Origin of the sequence: Acinetobacter sp. YH1901134, assembly GCF_013416965.1 — a bacterium.
GTDB lineage: Bacteria > Pseudomonadota > Gammaproteobacteria > Pseudomonadales > Moraxellaceae > Acinetobacter > Acinetobacter amyesii.
The window spans coordinates 1-16,485 of record NZ_VPEW01000010.1 but is presented as its reverse complement, the minus strand read 5'-3'; the positions used below and the strand labels follow the sequence as shown (position 1 = coordinate 16,485).

At 42.2% G+C, this 16,485-nt stretch carries 15 protein-coding genes; 6 read left to right on the top strand and 9 right to left on the bottom strand.

The genetic code is table 11. The features are described 5' to 3' along the window. Window positions 1-178: 178 nt before the first annotated feature. Window positions 179-1,186, top strand: coding sequence for an AraC family transcriptional regulator (locus FTV50_RS11395; RefSeq protein ID WP_078189717.1), 1,008 nt, complete (start codon window positions 179-181; stop codon window positions 1,184-1,186). 131 nt (window positions 1,187-1,317) lie between these two features. Here FTV50_RS11395 and truA read toward each other — a convergent pair whose 3' ends face one another. The 5 genes from truA to asd form a co-directional block, all read right to left on the bottom strand. Continuing rightward, window positions 1,318-2,115, bottom strand: coding sequence for a tRNA pseudouridine(38-40) synthase TruA (gene truA / locus FTV50_RS11390; RefSeq protein ID WP_078189716.1), 798 nt, complete (start codon window positions 2,113-2,115; stop codon window positions 1,318-1,320). A 16-nt stretch (window positions 2,116-2,131) separates the two neighbouring features. Further along, window positions 2,132-3,094, bottom strand: a complete 963-nt coding sequence (locus FTV50_RS11385) for an asparaginase domain-containing protein (protein WP_180024510.1) — start codon at window positions 3,092-3,094, stop codon at window positions 2,132-2,134. 49 nt (window positions 3,095-3,143) lie between these two features. Further along, window positions 3,144-4,454: a fimbrial protein FimV gene (locus tag FTV50_RS11380; protein WP_180024474.1), complete on the bottom strand. Its 1,311-nt coding sequence runs from the start codon at window positions 4,452-4,454 to the stop codon at window positions 3,144-3,146. Between the two features lie 75 nt (window positions 4,455-4,529). Further along, entirely contained in the window at window positions 4,530-5,954 is a 1,425-nt protein-coding gene (locus tag FTV50_RS11375; RefSeq protein ID WP_180024473.1) for a hypothetical protein, read from the bottom strand. 143 nt (window positions 5,955-6,097) lie between these two features. Continuing rightward, window positions 6,098-7,216 (bottom strand): aspartate-semialdehyde dehydrogenase, encoded by a 1,119-nt coding sequence (gene asd, locus FTV50_RS11370; protein ID WP_180005293.1) that lies wholly within the window; start codon window positions 7,214-7,216, stop codon window positions 6,098-6,100. 185 nt (window positions 7,217-7,401) lie between these two features. Between asd and FTV50_RS11365 the strand changes: the two genes are divergently transcribed. Both FTV50_RS11365 and FTV50_RS11360 read left to right on the top strand, forming a co-directional pair. Next, complete coding sequence (locus FTV50_RS11365; protein WP_180024472.1) at window positions 7,402-8,529, top strand: endonuclease/exonuclease/phosphatase family protein; 1,128 nt, start codon at window positions 7,402-7,404, stop codon at window positions 8,527-8,529. A gap of 370 nt (window positions 8,530-8,899) precedes the next feature. Next, complete coding sequence (locus FTV50_RS11360) at window positions 8,900-9,205, top strand: hypothetical protein (RefSeq protein ID WP_180024471.1); 306 nt, start codon at window positions 8,900-8,902, stop codon at window positions 9,203-9,205. Window positions 9,206-9,384: 179 nt separating this feature from the next. Here the strand turns inward: FTV50_RS11360 and FTV50_RS11355 are convergent, their stop codons facing one another. The 4 genes from FTV50_RS11355 to FTV50_RS11340 all read right to left on the bottom strand — a co-directional run bounded on the left by FTV50_RS11355 (window position 9,385) and on the right by FTV50_RS11340 (window position 14,404). After that, window positions 9,385-10,497: a glycosyltransferase family 4 protein gene (locus FTV50_RS11355; protein WP_180010178.1), complete on the bottom strand. Its 1,113-nt coding sequence runs from the start codon at window positions 10,495-10,497 to the stop codon at window positions 9,385-9,387. A gap of 32 nt (window positions 10,498-10,529) precedes the next feature. Then, window positions 10,530-11,465 (bottom strand): LpxL/LpxP family Kdo(2)-lipid IV(A) lauroyl/palmitoleoyl acyltransferase, encoded by a 936-nt coding sequence (gene lpxL, locus FTV50_RS11350; protein ID WP_180024470.1) that lies wholly within the window; start codon window positions 11,463-11,465, stop codon window positions 10,530-10,532. Between the two features lie 87 nt (window positions 11,466-11,552). After that, the gene (locus FTV50_RS11345) at window positions 11,553-12,314 is read right to left on the bottom strand and encodes a 3-oxoacyl-ACP reductase (protein ID WP_180024469.1); all 762 of its coding nucleotides are present in this window, start codon (window positions 12,312-12,314) and stop codon (window positions 11,553-11,555) included. A 185-nt stretch (window positions 12,315-12,499) separates the two neighbouring features. Next, window positions 12,500-14,404, bottom strand: a complete 1,905-nt coding sequence (locus tag FTV50_RS11340) for an ATP-binding cassette domain-containing protein (protein WP_078192744.1) — start codon at window positions 14,402-14,404, stop codon at window positions 12,500-12,502. A gap of 34 nt (window positions 14,405-14,438) precedes the next feature. Here FTV50_RS11340 and FTV50_RS11335 point away from each other — a divergent pair, with 34 nt between their 5' ends. From FTV50_RS11335 to FTV50_RS11325, 3 genes are all read left to right on the top strand, one after another. Next, window positions 14,439-14,684: a SlyX family protein gene (locus tag FTV50_RS11335; RefSeq protein ID WP_180024468.1), complete on the top strand. Its 246-nt coding sequence runs from the start codon at window positions 14,439-14,441 to the stop codon at window positions 14,682-14,684. A gap of 132 nt (window positions 14,685-14,816) precedes the next feature. Then, window positions 14,817-15,818, top strand: coding sequence for a hypothetical protein (locus FTV50_RS11330; protein ID WP_180024467.1), 1,002 nt, complete (start codon window positions 14,817-14,819; stop codon window positions 15,816-15,818). A 25-nt stretch (window positions 15,819-15,843) separates the two neighbouring features. After that, a partial coding sequence (locus FTV50_RS11325; RefSeq protein ID WP_257223911.1) for a PIN domain-containing protein occupies window positions 15,844-16,485 on the top strand: 642 nt, incomplete at its 3' end.

The following is a 16,485-nucleotide window of genomic DNA, read 5'->3' as shown; positions in this document are numbered from 1 at the left end:
CAGAATACAAGCCGTAAAAGGCTTTGAACTGATCGACTGTCAGTAAAATAAGCGAACAATTTAGTTAAATATTTTCAACAAAAAATGTGCAGTAACTGTTGTCAGTTTGGTCAATCGCAGTTAATCTAAAATCAATCTTTTTAGGTATAAATGAAGTACATACAAGGAAGGTTCTGGAGTGGGTCAGCTAACTGATGCATCTGTTGTGTTGCGTTTAGGGTATCAAGCGATTCGTCGTGCCGGATTGCCAACAGAAGAAATTTTAACAAAAGCGGGTGTGGCATTAAATCAGGTTGAAACCAATGACCGTACCCCATTGAATGCACAATTTGCATTCTGGGTGGCTGCAGAAGAAGTCAGTAAGGATCCTGATATTGGTTTGCATCTGGGAGAGCATTTGCCTTTATATCGAGGGCAGGTGATTGAACACTTATTTATTTCATCTGAGAATTTCGGTGAAGGTTTAAAGCGGGCTTTGGCCTATCAACGCCTAATTAGCGATGCCTTTCATGCGCAATTGGTGATTGAAGATGACCGCTGCTATTTGACCAATGGTCATCAGCCTTGGGCAGAAAATATCGTGAATCGTCATTTTTCTGAATGCGCGATGTCCGGTGTTTTGCGTTTCTTTAAGTTTATTACTGAAGGGCGTTTTCAGCCGATTTATATCGACTTTAACTTTAGTCAGGGCGCGCCAGATGATGAGTATTTCCGTGTTTATGAATGCCCTGTGAGCTTAGGGCAGAAAGAAACCCGATTGTATTTTGATCCGGCTATTTTAGAGTATCAATTGTGGCAGGCAGAACCTGAGTTATTACAATTGCATGAGCAGTTGGCGATTGAAAAACTTCAGGAGTTGGCGCGTTATGATTTGGTCGGTGAAGTTCGCCGTGCTATTGGTTCAACGCTAGAAAGTGGTGAAACCACGCTTGAAACGGTCGCTGCGCAGCTCAACATTACCCCGCGTCGTTTACGGACTCAGTTGTCAGAAGCCAATACCAGTTTTCAGCAAATTTTGTCAGACTATCGCTGTCGTTTGGCTAAAAAATTATTGGCCAATACCAATGAAAGTGTGGAGCGCATTGTGTACTTAACGGGTTTTTCTGAACCAAGTACGTTCTATCGTGCATTTAAACGCTGGACCAATGAAACGCCTGTGGAATATCGTAAACGAAAGCAGCGTTAACGTTGAACATTTAAAAGTATTCCCTAAACAGAATCCCCCCTTTTTCAAAGGGGGACTTTCATTTTAAAGCTTAGCAATAATGGAGAAAATGACACTCCTCCCACTGTGAAAGTGAGGTTGGGAGGGATTGTTTATTCAGGCATATTTAGCCAATGTGGTCCTAACGGAACTTGAGGAAGTTCAAACTGAGCTGGATAGTCTGCATGGATAAAATATAGTCCATCGGGTGGTGCGGTGACACCTGCTGCTTTACGATCTTCAGCAGCAAAAATATCGTCAATATGGTCAACGTCATACATACCTTGCCCAATTTCCAATAAACAGCCCATGATGTTACGCACCATATGATGTAAAAAACCATCGGCCTGAATATCTAAGACCAAGTAGCATCCGTGTTGGATCAGACGGCAATGGCTGACATGACGAACAGGCTGATTGGACTGACAGGCTGCGGCACGGAAGCTTTCGAAATTATGAGTGCCTTCAAATTTGGCCGCGGCACGTTGCATTTTTAGCACATCTAGCTTGGCATAAACATGAGTCACTTGCTTATGTAATAAAGCTGGACGTTGTGGATTATTATAGACCACATAGCGATAACGGCGCGCTTGCGCCTTAAAGCGGGCATGGAAGTCCTGATCCATTTCCTTAATCCATTGGATGGAAATATCACGGGGTAATTGGCTATTACTGCCCATTAACCATCCACGAATGGGACGAATCGCCTGAGTATCGAAATGTGCCACCATATTGGTTGCATGGACGCCGGCATCTGTTCGGCCAGCGCCATGCAACATGATCGGCTCATTGGCTACTTTACTGAGGACGGTTTCAATGGTTTCTTGCACGCTTGGTACGCCCGGTTGCTGAGTTTGCCAGCCCTTGTATTGCATGCCACAAAACTCAATCCCAATCGCAAAACGTTGCATAGTTACCTCAAATGACTTAATCGTTCCAATGCGCAGTCCAGTCTGCGGCACTGCCGTATTGTAAATACATTTTCAAACATTTGGCATAAAGATCTGCATGACCCAAACAATTGCTCAGTAATATTCCACTGTCTTTGACCCAGTCACTCACAGCATAGCGTTGATCTATACCGCCATGAACAACCTGTGTACTTAAAATAATTTTGCAATTTTTTTGTTGTATAGTCTTCAAGACATTGAGTAACTCAGCATCAACGGCAATGTTGCCTGTGCCAAAACCTTGCAGAATTAAAACATCTGGCGTGTGTGTAAGCAGGGCGGCTAAATTTTGATTGTGTAGATTAGTTGTTATCGGTTGCCACATCCAATTCAGGCAATTGAAATGTGCCGCTTTGTCTAAATCATTGGCTTGAACAATATAAGGCGATGTAAGCATTGAAAGTGGCTGTGTGGCTGGCAGCCCATCAAAGGCTTTCAGATCGGTTGTATGTACTTTTAGTGCGGATTGAGCATGCATCAGTTGATGATGAAAGGCCAAATAAACCCCAACACTCGATTGGTGTACCGATTCCAATGCAAAATTTAAATTGTCGATGGCATCGGTAAATTCACGGGTGTTGTCACCAGCTATATTAAACAGCGGATATTGGCTGCCTGTAAGCACGATATGAGCAGACTGCCCCATAAAGTGCGCAAGTACAGCGCTAGCATAGCTAAGCGTGTCTGTGCCATGAATAATCACGAAATGCTGAAATTTTTGTAATTGTAAACTTTGAATTTGTTGGATCAGTGCCAGCCAGTCGGGCGCCGTACAGGCACTACTGTCACGAATGACAGGTGCAACAAAACATTCAATGTTTAGGTGTAGTGGCAGCACATGCTGTAATTTAGGTAAAAAAGCATTCGCTGGCATGGGGCTTAAAGGCTCACCGATACAACCGAAGGTACCACCCATATAAATAAGAGCAATTTTTTTCATCATAAAAAAAGCAGCCTTGAAAGACTGCTTTAGTTTAAATCGCTTTTGCTTAAGATGCGATTTGATTCAGTAACTGATCTGCTTGTTGACGCTGAGCTGAAGAAAACTCAGCCTCTTTTTCAGTTAAAATTTCACGTGCAGCGTCATAAGCACCTAGTTTGATGTATTGCGCTGCCAATTCAAGATTCAATTCAATTTCATTGACTTCAACCAGTTCAGGGAAAGATTGAACCAATGGATCGTTTTGGTCTGTAGCAGATGGGGTTGACGGTGTGCCTAAACCGCTAATGTCAAAACTCACACCACTTGAAGCAGGTGCGGCAGGTTTATCTTCAGGCGTAGACTCAAGGTTAATCTCTGTTGCAGGAGCGACAACCGCGTCTTCTGTTTTTGCTGTTTCAAAAGCACCTAAGTCAAAGTTTAAGGTTGGAGCTTCAACTTTGTTTTCTTCTACAACCGATGTTTCTGTTGTAAATGAAAAATCTAAAGGCTCGATTTTTTCTTCTACAGTTTCTGTTTTGGTTTCAGCCGCAGCTTCAGTGCTTGGGGCAAAGTCCATTACAAAATCAATCGGTTTGATTTCTTCAACGGCAGGAGATGGCTGAGCAATCTCTTCGGTTTTCGGTGTTGCTTCAAGTGCAGGTTCTGGTGAAATTGAAAGCGTGTCAAATTCAAGCGGCTGTATTTTTTCAGCAGGCGCACTTTCAACTGGGGAAGAAATTTCTGCTTTTGCAGGTGTTTCAGTGGTGAAATTAAAATCTAGTGGTTTAATTTCGGCTGCTTTGGGCTCAACAGGTGCAGCAGTTGAACTTTGCATTAAAGCATCAAAATCAGAGGTATTTTGAGCTTTTGAGGGAGCCTCTTCAGTGATCGGTGATACAAAGTTAATGGCATCATCTTTTACATTTTGAGAATTTTCAAACTCTACTTTTTTTGCTTCAGCTTGTTCTAAAATTTCATCGAGTTCAAGTGAACGAATATGGCTCAGCAATTGGCTGATGGCAAATTCGTCTTTTTGTAAAATGTGAATATCTAATAGATATAGATATAACTCATGTTGTGAGTTATCACGTTTTAATGATTGATTGATTTGCGCTTCAGCAGAAAAGAAATTACGTTCCGCAATTAATTTTTCAATTTTGCCACGAGCATCGGTCGTTAATGGCGTCATTGATTTTTTTTCAATGACACTGCTTTCAACCACTTGAGTTTTCTTCGGAGTCGCTTTGGCCGAAACACCCGTTTTCTTGGTTTTAGTGGATGTCGGTTTGGCTTTATCTGATTCTTGACCTTTTTGGCGTTTGTTTAAAAAAACCAATACGATCACTAAGATCACTAATGGAATCACATAAATCAGCATGTTTTAACCCCTTGGAGATAGAGCGATATAAAGTTGCACTCATCCCTATAAAATCTTGATTGGTAACGTTTTAGTTTATTGGCTTCTTTTATCTGCTTGTTGAGCTTTCAACTGTTGTTGCAGTTGAGCAAGACGAGCATTTAATAATTGAATTCTGTGATCCTTTTGATTTAGCGCCAATTCTAATTGAGTTACGTTTCTCTGTAATTTAACGGTTTTTTCACGAGATGTCATAACTTTTAATGACAACTCTTTCGAAGTTTTATTCTTTTCTGCTGCACTGTTGGCAGAAGATTGTGTCGAATCTTGCGCTTTCTCTGCCACCAGACTCATTTCAGCTTGATTCAGGCGGTATTTGGTTTTGCCTGACTGCTTCGAAGGCACTTTGGCAAGTTCTGCAGCAGAGACTTTTACAGGCTGTTTTGCTTGCTGCATACCATGCAGATTTAAGGCCGCACCACGGCGCAGACGGTTTACATCGCCTTGAATGAATGCATGTTCGTTGCTGTTTTTAATCTGTTGCATGACCTCAGAAACAGGGCGGTTTTGTTCTGTCGCAATACGTGAAGCAATCCCCCAAAGGCTTTCATTCGAGCGAACCACATATTTTGCCGCTGGTGTTGCTGTTGATGCAGCTGCAGTACTTGTTGGTTTTGGTGTAGATGCTGTTTGAGTTGTCGTTGTTGGATTTTCACGTTTTTGTGCTGCCTGCTCCGCAGCAAATTTTTGTGCCAATGGGTCTTGAGATCTTGCAGTTGATGCTGTTGCAGCTTGCATTTCTGAACTGACAGAGCCGGTCGAATTGGTTTTTGTAACTTGCGAAATTGATGTTTCAGAACCTGATGAAGTACTTGCGCTATTTTGCTCCGCAGGTGCAACGCTATAATTTTGCACATGCGTGACTGGTTCAATCGCAACAGGCGTTGACGTTGCTAATTGTGCTAACTTTGGCGGTGCTTTGGTACTGAGTAATAAGGGTTGTTCTGCAGCTACGGGTGCTTTTGCGGTATACAGTGTGCTGACAGGTAAATTTAAGGCAATTTCTTTTTCATTTACAATCACGACAGGTGTTAAAGCACGCTCATTGGCACGGGTTTGAGTCGCATTTGACGGCGCTGGATTGCGTTTTAATGGGGTACGAATTTGTTGCAGGCGTGAAGCATTCCCTTCTTTAATATTAACAATAAAATTAAGTTCTGCATCGGTTACTGGACGCGAAGAGGTAATGGTAATTACCCCGTTGCCTGCACCATCACGACGCGTAAAGAAGTTTAAATGTCCCGGTGGTTGATGCCCTGTACCCATACTCAACAAATCCTCTGCCGTGGCTAAACTTGCATTGAGCGGCACAGATGTGTTTGAGTGGCGAAAATGAATCTCAGCGTACAGCAATTCCCCGGGTGCTGACTGGACTTGTACAGGATCAATGCTGATCGCTTGAATGTTTTGAGATGCAATAACGGCTAAAATGGCGATCTTTAATTTGTTATATACGGTCATCTTAATCTTTAGCTCGAATATATGTCGCATGGCGAAAATTATAGATTAGCGAGTTGTCAAAGAATTGTAAAATATTTACACGACAGTTACATAAAAAAGCCGATCAATTGTGATCGGCTTCCTGTTCAGAGACTTAAAAATGCTTAAGCATTTTTATAATCAATGAGAATTCTTAGCATACGACGTAAAGGTTCAGCAGCACCCCAAAGCAATTGGTCACCTACAGTGAATGCACCTAGGTATTCTTTACCCATGTTGAGCTTACGGAGACGACCAACTGGAACAGACAAGGTGCCTGTTACAGCAACAGGAGTCAAATCAGTCATTGACGCTTCACGGGTATTTGGAACCACTTTAGACCAATCGTTGGCACTTGCGATGATATCTTCGATTTCATCCAGTGGAACATCTTTACGAAGTTTTAAAGTCAATGCTTGTGAGTGACAACGCATCGCACCGATACGGACACAGTGGCCATCGATTGGAACGATTTGCTGGTTGCCTAAGATCTTGTTGGTTTCAACTTGACCTTTCCACTCTTCTTTCGACTGACCGCTTTCAAGCTGTTTGTCGATATAAGGAATGAGAGAACCCGCTAAAGGCACACCGAAGTTTGCAGATGGGAAACCTTCGCCACGTTGTAACTGTGCAATTTTAGAATCGATATCTAAAATTGGTGAACGTGGGTCATCCAGCAAGTCTTTGGTATTGTTGTACAAGTAGCCCATACCTGAAATCAGTTCACGCATGTTTTGCGCGCCTGCACCAGATGCTGCTTGATAAGTCATTGAGGTTGCCCATTCCACTAAATTATTTTGGAATAGACCGCCTAAACCCATTAACATTAATGAAACGGTACAGTTACCGCCCACGAAGGTTTTTGTACCTTTCACTAAGCCGTCTTTGATTACGTTCATGTTTACTGGGTCAAGTACGATGATCGCTTCATCATCCATACGTAAAGTCGATGCAGCATCGATCCAGTAACCATTCCAGTTTTCAGCTTTAAGCTTAGGAAAAACTTCAGTCGTATAATCGCCACCTTGGCAGGTGATAATGACATCCATTTGCTTCAGACTATCAATGTCCGTTGCATCCATAAGTGCTGGGGCAGTCTTACCACCAAACGCAGGGGCTTCACCACCTGCATTACTGGTAGAAAAGTAAAACGGTTCGAAATGAGCGAAATCGTTTTCTTCAACCATACGTTGCATAAGGACGGAACCAACCATCCCGCGCCAACCGACCAGACCTACTTTCATGTCACTTTGCCTCGGTGCGTTAAAAAAATAAAAAGGGGGTTCGAGTGTACCAAAAGGGCGCATAACTGCAAGCGCTACATAATGAAAACACCAATAATATTGTGCAATATATCTTGTTTATGTTACATGCAAAACTGATATAAATTTATGAATCAATAAAAAATAAAGAATATAAGGGAGGCGTAATGATTTGGATTGAAATACTGGCTGGCTTCGTCATTTGGTTGACATTTTGGTCACTCATACCACGAGATGAATGGTGGTTTCGTGGTGCAGATTTTCCGCGTCTGCAAATCTTGGCTTTGGGCATATTTGCCTTCATAGGCTTAATTTTATGGAATGCTGAATGGGACTTGGCGCGTGAAATCATTTTAATTGGGTTGATTGCTGCCTTGGCATATCAATTAAAAATGGTTTTGCCTTATACCTTTATTTGGAAAAAACAAGTCAAAAAAGTTCGATCAGACCAGTTAGATAAACAGAAACAAATTTCAATCATTGTCTCAAATGTACTTACGCCGAATACTCAATATCACTTATTATTGGCACAAATACAAAAGCATCAACCTGACTTAGTACTCACGCTAGAAACCGATCAAACTTGGCAAAATGAATTGGCAGTGATTGAAGCTGATTATCCTTATCGCGTACCCGTACCTTTGGATAATTTGTATGGGATGCATTTGTATAGCAAGTTAGAACTTAGTGAAACTGAAGTCAAATTTATTCTCAGTGATGAAATTCCTTCGATCCATACCCGAGTCACCTTAGCATCAGGAAATCAGGTTCAACTGTATTGTTTACATCCCAAACCGCCAAGTCCAACAGAAGCCAAAGATTCAACTTTACGCGATGCAGAATTGCTGATTGTGGGCGATCAGATTAAAGATTTAGATGAAAGTTGCATCGTTATGGGGGACCTGAATGATGTGGCATGGTCACGTACTACACGACTCTTTCAACGAATCAGTGGGCTTTTAGACCCGCGTGTTGGACGTCATTTCGTAAATACCTTTCATGCCAATTATCCACTGCTGCGTTGGTCGCTCGACCATATTTTTCATAGTACAGATTTTGCCTTGGTACATATGGAACGCTTGCCCAATATCGGTTCAGACCATTTTCCAGTCTATGTGGTGCTGCAAACAGGCAGGGTATTTGAGCAAATCCAAGAAGAATTAGAGCAAACAGATGAAGATGAACAAGAAGCGCAAGAGGCAATTCAGGAGGGTATAGAAAAAGCTGAGAAAGAGGAGAAGATTGTGACCGATGAAATCGCCCATGATTATAAGGATGGTACGAAGATACCTTGATTTTGTTTGATTTAAGAGAAAAGTGTAAGAAATAGCTTACACAGCTTTCGGCTTCTGACGAATGGTCAGGTCAAGTGTATTGACTTATTCTTTGATCATCGGCACATGGAACTGGGAACGGAACATCCCACTAAGGAAGACGAAGCCGATGGAAGCATCACGGAACAGATGCAGGAAAGGAAAGCCAATAAAAAAATAAAAAGAATACTTGTGAAAGCACAACCTCATAGACCCGAGTTTTGCAGGATGCAGAACTCGGGTTTTGCTTTTGTGATATACATATTTTTGCTTTTCTTATGATCAATTTCTTTATACAGTGTGCCAAGAAAAAAGAGATGAATTTCCAATAAATATAAGTACGAGGCATTCTATGCTGTCCGAATGGCACCAGAAAATATTGCAGATTACACACTTATCGACAGATGCACTTTCCATTTATCTTGGCTTAATCCTGTTCTTTTTTGTGGCCTTTTGCCACCACCGCCAATTGAAATCACATTATGCGATTTGGACCGTTGTGGTCGTCGCAGTGGGATTGGAATTGTTTAATGCACGCCATGATATTTTAGATAGAGGTTATTGGCGTATAGGGCAAAGTTTGAAATATATTCTGAATGTCATGTTGTTGCCGCTAATCCTTTGGTTGATGTCCCGATACCGTGTATGGAAGGGCTAAGTGGAAGCCCGAAATTGAAGGGCGAAATGGAAGGATTAAATCGCCAGTTAAAAAATCCTAATAGAAAAAAAGATATTGTGAAATGCACAATATCTTTTCTAGATGATGATTGAGTTGCCGAATTAAAAATATTTTCCGAGCTTCATCCTGAGCAGCAAAGATCTATGGCGTGTAGTCAATCAAGCTGAATGCTGAGAGACCACTTGCGTATACAACTCCAAAGTCTGATCACACATCTCTTTTAAACTAAACATGCTGATAGGCTGCACGTGTTGTGGTTGGTCTAAATGCAACTTTAAGGTGTCGAGTAATTGTGTTTCATCATCGACAGTGACTAAACCTTGCGGATAGACATTCGATAATATTTCAGCTACGCCACCACGGTTCCAACCAATTACAGGTGTACCTACAGACAGTGCTTCAAGTACTGTCCGTCCAAAGGTTTCCGCTTGGCTCGACAAAGACAAAACCAAATCGCTAAAAGCTAACCATTCACGGATATCTGAACGATGACCGACAAAAGTAATCCGATCACTCAGCCCTTTAGCCGCAATACTGTCTTGCATTTCTTGTAAATAAGCCGCTTTTTTCGGATCTGCACCACCGACCACCACCGCATGTACGTCGGGATACTGTGTTTGTAGCTGTTCCATTAAATGGATCAGGGTTTCATGACCTTTCAAACGGGTGATACGGCCTGGTAAGCAAATCAGACGCTTATTTTCTAGTTCAGGGAAATCTTTTAGGGTTTGATTGAGCCACTGTGCTGAGGGTTGATAACCATGTGGAAAAGCAGCGGGGTCAATGCCACGATAAATACGCACAATGTCCTTGGTAGGACAGTTTTTGTAGTTGTCCGTGATGTATTTGACAACACTATCCGAGACCGCAATGACTTTTTCAGCCTGCGTCATGATTTGACTATAGCGATTAATCGAATAAAAACCATGTACAGTTGAAATCAGGTGAGGTCGCTTGTTTGCAGGAATCCCTTTGAGGGCAAAATGCGTGAGCCACGCAGGGACACGTGAGCGCACATGCACGATGTCTGGTTGATGTTGCTCAATCAGTTTACGTAGAGGACGAATTTGCCATAAGCTTGATAAGGCTTTTTTATGGATTGCGAGCGTGAGGTGAGTTGAACCTTCAGCTTCCAATTGAGTTACCATGCGACCACCATTTGAAACCACTAAGGACTCATGACCGGCGGTCACTAAAGCACGAGCTATTTCTAAGGTTCCTCGCTCGACACCACCACTGTTCAATTCAGGTAAAAGCTGCATTACTTTCATAGCATTTCTCTTTTTTATGTGCTGAGTTGAACTCAATAGATTTTGTCATAGCCTTGTGGGCGGGTTTTAAAACGGCGATGGAACCACATGTATTGTGTCGGTGCGATTCGTAGCTGATTTTCAATAATTTTATTGGTTCGAACAGCATCCGAAACTTCATCTTCACTCGGGAAATTGTCCAAAGCAGGTTCAATCAGCACATGATATTGAGGGTTGCTGATGTCGCCATCGCGATAAAAATACAATGGGATCGCCTCGGCTTTAGAAATTTTTAATAAGCGACGATGTGCAGTAACAGTGGCTGCTGGAGTACCAAAAAATGGTGCCATGACCCCTTGTTTTAAACCAAAGTCTTGATCGGGACTGTACCAAATGGCATGGCCATTTTTCAGATTGCGAATCAAGCCACGCATATCATCATGGTCGATTTGGTTGGCATAGATGGTGGCACGGCAACGCACAATCAACATATCCAACAGCGGATTATTTTGCGGACGATAAACCACATCCGGTTCAAAGAACTGTGCGCATAAATAGCCACCTGCATCGAGCAGGGTAGAATGTGTGCCGAGGAGCAAAATACCTTTGCCTTCAGCTTGTGCATTTTGAATATGCTCTAAGCCTTCGATTTGCACCCGATTTTTGAACCACTGCGGGCTGTACCATGCATTTAAAGTTTCAAAAATGCCAATCATTTGGTCGATAAAAACCTGTCGTGCATTGGCCTCAACCTGTTCTGCTGTCCATTCAGGAAAGCAAACTTCCAAGTTGCGAATCGTGGTTTTACGACGTGACTTAAGATTGTTAAATGCGACAGAACCGAGGAATTGCCCAAGTCGATACTGAATTGCCCATGGAAGAATCGCCAAAATCATAAGAAATACAATCCCTATCCATATTCCCCAATACTGAGGAAGTAAGAAAGACCATTGGAATTTTCCGGGTTGATATGTTGGCTTTTGACTCATAGGGCTAAATCAAAGATTAAAAAATAGGGTTCAGTTTAGCATGAAGCTGAATTGAAAGAGAAAGTTCAACCTCATGCTGCATCAGACTTAACCTTTGACTAAACCGCCATCGACAATCAAATTCTGCCCGGTGACTGCACGTGAGTAAGGGGACAAGAACATCATGATGGCCGCCGCAAATTCTTCAGGCGTGGTCACTGTGCGTAAAGGTGTCGATGCTGCGATTAAATCAAACACGGCATCGGGTGTGGCTTTACTGGCATCGGTGCTTTGTAATAAGCCACCTGAAAGCATATTGATGTTAATCCCAAACTCACCCAGCTCATGCGCCGCTGTGCGGGTGAAGGCCAACAGAGCTGCCTTTGCTGCAGTGTAGTCGTGGTAAGGCACGACAGGGTTTTGTACCAGGTTGGTACCAATATTGACAATGCGACCAAAACCCTGTGCTTTCATCTTGGGAAGCGCCGCTTGAGTGGTGTTGAGAGCAGCAACGACTGCTCCACCAAATTGTTGCTGTAAGTGCTGTGCGGTCAGTTCTTCCATTTTAGGACGGGCATCGCCATTAAATTGAAAATGGATGAGGGCATTATTCACGACAGAGGTGATCGCGGTACCAAAATGTGCTTCTGCTGCGGCAAAAAGCTGTTCTACTTGAGCTTTATCTGTGACATCTGCTTGATAGGCAAACACTTGCTGAGGAAATGCGGTCGCCAACTGTTCTGCCGCAGTTTGACTGGATAGATAGTTCACGACCACGCGTGCGCCTTCAGCTATTAAAGTTTGGCTAATTGCCAAACCGAGGCCACGTGCGCCTCCTGTAACCAAGACAATTTGATCTGAAATTTGCATGCTCGTGACTCAATCTTATATTGAACGTCACCATAGCAAGCTTTTCGCATTAGCGGAATCATCTTTACAGACGCTGTATACTCCAATTTGAAACTGAGTTATCCGATCTAATAATTCAGCCGAGTCATATGACAAAAAAAAGCCGTATCGAAATACGGCTTTTTCTGTGTGGAATATTTGTAGGCTTAGCCTTTTGCGAGCGTTTCTAGCTCATCTAAACGTTCCATTTTTTCTAGCATTTCGTCATCAATTTCAGCTAGACGCTGTGATGCTTTGGTCGCAGCATCGGCGTCAGTCATGAACCAAGAACCGTCAGCTAATTTTTCAGACAATTCAGCTTGCTCTTGTTCCAATGCTTCAATTTCAGTCGGCAGTTGTTCTAGGGCACGTTGGTCTTTATAGCTGAGCTTGACTTTTTTAGGCACCGCAGCGGCAGCCGCTGCTTCGGCTTTAGCCATGGCTTTTTTCACATCGCTTTTTTGATCCACGACAGTTTGGTCAGGACGCTGTTCCAAATAGTCTTGGTAACCGCCGATGTATTCATCGATTTGACCTTTACCATCAAATACCCAAGTCGAAGTCACCACGTTGTCCATAAAGGCACGGTCATGCGAAATCAGTAACAGTGTGCCTTTGTAAGCGCTGAGCATTTCTTCCAACAGTTCAAGCGTCACCATATCCAAGTCGTTGGTCGGTTCGTCCATCACGATAAGGTTCGATGGTTTTAGTAGAAGCTTTGCCAACAGAATACGGTTACGCTCACCCCCAGACAGTGCTTTAACAGGTGTACGTGCACGTTCTGGAGAGAATAAGAAGTCTTGTAAATAACTGTAGATGTGACGACGGCTACCATTGACATCGACATGGTCTGAGCCTTCAGAGACGTTATCTTTCACTGATTTTTCAAGATCAAGTGCATTTCGAAGCTGATCAAAGTAAGCAACTTCAAGCTGTGTACCTGTTTTTACTGTACCAGTATGTTCTTGCTCACCCAAAATAGCTTTGATAAGAGTGGTTTTACCCACACCGTTGTCACCGACTAAGCCGATACGGTCACCACGTAATACCAGTGCCGAGAAGTCTTTGATGATTGGCGCACTGTTGCCAAATTGCACAGCTAAGTTTTCAATTTCAAAGACCACTTTACCTGAGCGCTGCGCATCTTGCGTTGCCATGCTCACTTTGCCTTGTTGTGAACGACGTGCTTTAGACTCTTCACGCAATGCTTTTAGGGCGCGAACACGACCTTCGTTACGGGTACGACGCGCTTTAATGCCCTGACGAATCCATACTTCTTCTTCAGCGAGTTTTTTATCGAATAGTGCATTTTGCTTTTCTTCCGCTTCCATTTGCTGAGCTTTGAGTTCGAGGTAACGTGAATAGTTACCTTCATAGCTACGCAAAATACCGCGGTCAAGTTCCACAATACGGGTTGCGATGCTGTCGACAAATGAACGGTCATGCGAAATAAACAACAGGGTTAAGTTGTTTTGATCAAGCAGGAATTTTTCGAGCCATTCAATACTTTCAACGTCCAAATGGTTGGTCGGTTCGTCGAGTAGTAATACGTCGGGCTGCGTCAAGAGAGCACGTGCCAATAAAACACGACGCTTACGACCACCAGACAAATCTGCAAGGTCAGCTTCTGGGTCTAGGCCCATTTTACTGAGGATAGCATTCACCTTGGTTTCAAGTGACCAGCCATCCATTTGATCCATCTGATGTTGTAGGTTACCCATGCGCTCACAGGCGTCCATATCACCAAGTACGCAGGCTTCGCTGGCTTCATGATAAGCACGTAGAACAGTTGCAGCTTCACCTGCACCATCGGCAACAATATCAGCAACTTTGCCCGAATCCATGGGTACATCTTGAGCAAGCATTGAAATCGTAATGCCATTTTGCAATGAAACTTCACCGCCATCTGGCAATAAAGTTCCCTCAATCAGTTTAAGTAAAGTAGACTTACCTTCACCATTACGACCGATTAGACACACTCGCTCGCCACGTTCTAAACTGAAGTTCGCGCCGTCGAGTAGGGAAGGTCCGCCAAATGCAAGCTGGACGTCCCTTAAAGTAATATAGGCCATAATGTTTCCTGAAATCTTATATGAGGAGTGTAAATTGACTACACAACAAAATCTTGATGAACAGGCGTCATTTTCCGCACCCATTGAAGATTTGCAAGTCCGAATTGCATTTTTAGATGATTTAGTTGACCAACTGAATGATCAAGTTGCGCGTCAAAACGCCGAAATCGCTGATTTAAAGAAACAAATGCAGATATTGTATCGTCGTATTGAATCGGCAGATTTATCTGAAGGCATCGCGGCATTTGACCCGATGACCAACCGCCCACCGCATTATTAATGTCGATTTTGAATGACAGGCAGATGACGAATCAGCGCCAAAGCTGTGGATTGGTGTAAATTTATTTGACCTTTTGCAGCGTGACAGGTCTAATGCACCGCATCTGCTGATCGAAACCCATTATTTCATCTCATGAGTCAAAAAGTTGTCCTGCTAGATTTGGAAAATAACCCGCCCACAGCAAATCTATTGCGCAATATCATTGAACATTACAGTACTTTGTATGTATTTAGCTGTAGCGGAAAATTTGAATATGCACTTGAAGATTTGACTGAAATTGCAGGGTGGATCGCGAGTGGCCAATTGGTGGTTTTGGATATTCCAGAAACGCCGCAAAAAGAATTTGAATATGCGGTGATTGTGGGGCAACTGATGGCCTTGATGGATCCAGATGCGCATATTGAAGTGATTTCAGCGATGCCTGATATTGAATTACTGATGGAACAATTGGATGGCTCTGGACTCAGCGCACATCTCATTCAAATTCAGTCAGAACAAGAAGTTTCACATAAAGTGAAGTATAAAATTCCTGACCTAGAAACCATTCGGAATAAACCTGATTTATTACTGATTAAACACTATTGTGATGGTCTGGAAAAACTCAGTGGCAAGCCCAACAGTTTGGATAAACTGAAAAACTCGCTGATGAATATTTTGCAAGTCTCTAGCGAAAAAGCTCAGCATTTGGTCGGTATGTTGATCAATCTAAAAATCGTCAAACGCTTTGATGAGCAGATTTCGATTCGTAAAAAAGTACTCAAACAATGGGTGCAGCTAGATTTAAATACGACTGCTGAAACAGCATTGCCGATAAAGACAGACCTGAATGCATTTACTGCTTCACTCGAAGAACAAACCTCAAATACTGATGATACGGCGTCGATGATTCAGGCTGCACAGCAAGGCTTATTTAAAAATTTCAATAAAATTGACCCGGTGCAAATGGAAGTGATCCGAAAATTGCATGAATTAAAATCAGATAAACCAAAAGATATCTACGCCTTACGTGATTTATTGGAGCAAATGTTCCCGCAATCTGACGTTCGATTATTACTTAAAGAGTTGATCGAAAAAGGATATATCTATTGGAATGGTCACGAAGTGCTGTATAGCCACGAGATGTTCCTGAATTAATATAAAATAATTAAATGGGTGAGCTATGAAAAAAATATTATTACTTGATATTGAAAATTTGCATAAAACTGAAAATGAGTTGCTAACTTATTTAAAGCAATACTCATCTATTTATTTAGTTTACGCCAAGTCTCCAATAAGTTTTAGCTTGGATGGTTTAGTTAAGCTCTCTCCATTTATTATGAATGGCAAACTAAAAGTATTAAAAATGCCAAAGATTGGGAAGGATGCAGCTGATTTTGGACTAACATTTATTGCAGGCCAACTTTCTACACAAGTTTCGGCTAAGGAATTTAGTTTTGATGTTATGTCTAATGATCATTCCATGGGGTATGTTGTTGATTTATTAAAAATAGCTAAATTTGAAGCTAAAATTATTCATGAAAAGCCGCTAGTTTCTGCTCATGTAATTAACGAAGTGAAAGCTGAGCAAAATGTGGGTGAGCTAATTTTTCAATATTGTGAATATTTAACAAAAAATGCAGCTAGACCTGCAAAGTTAGAAAGTTTATTAAACTCACTTAAAGCTATACTTAAAGTGAGTGATGATGTTGCCAAGGTTTTAGTTGAGTTATTAAAAAAACACAAAATTATCCGCTTGGATAATAGTAAAATATTTTATCAAGATCCAAGTTTGCAGAAGTTTTTGAAATTAAATAAACAAACT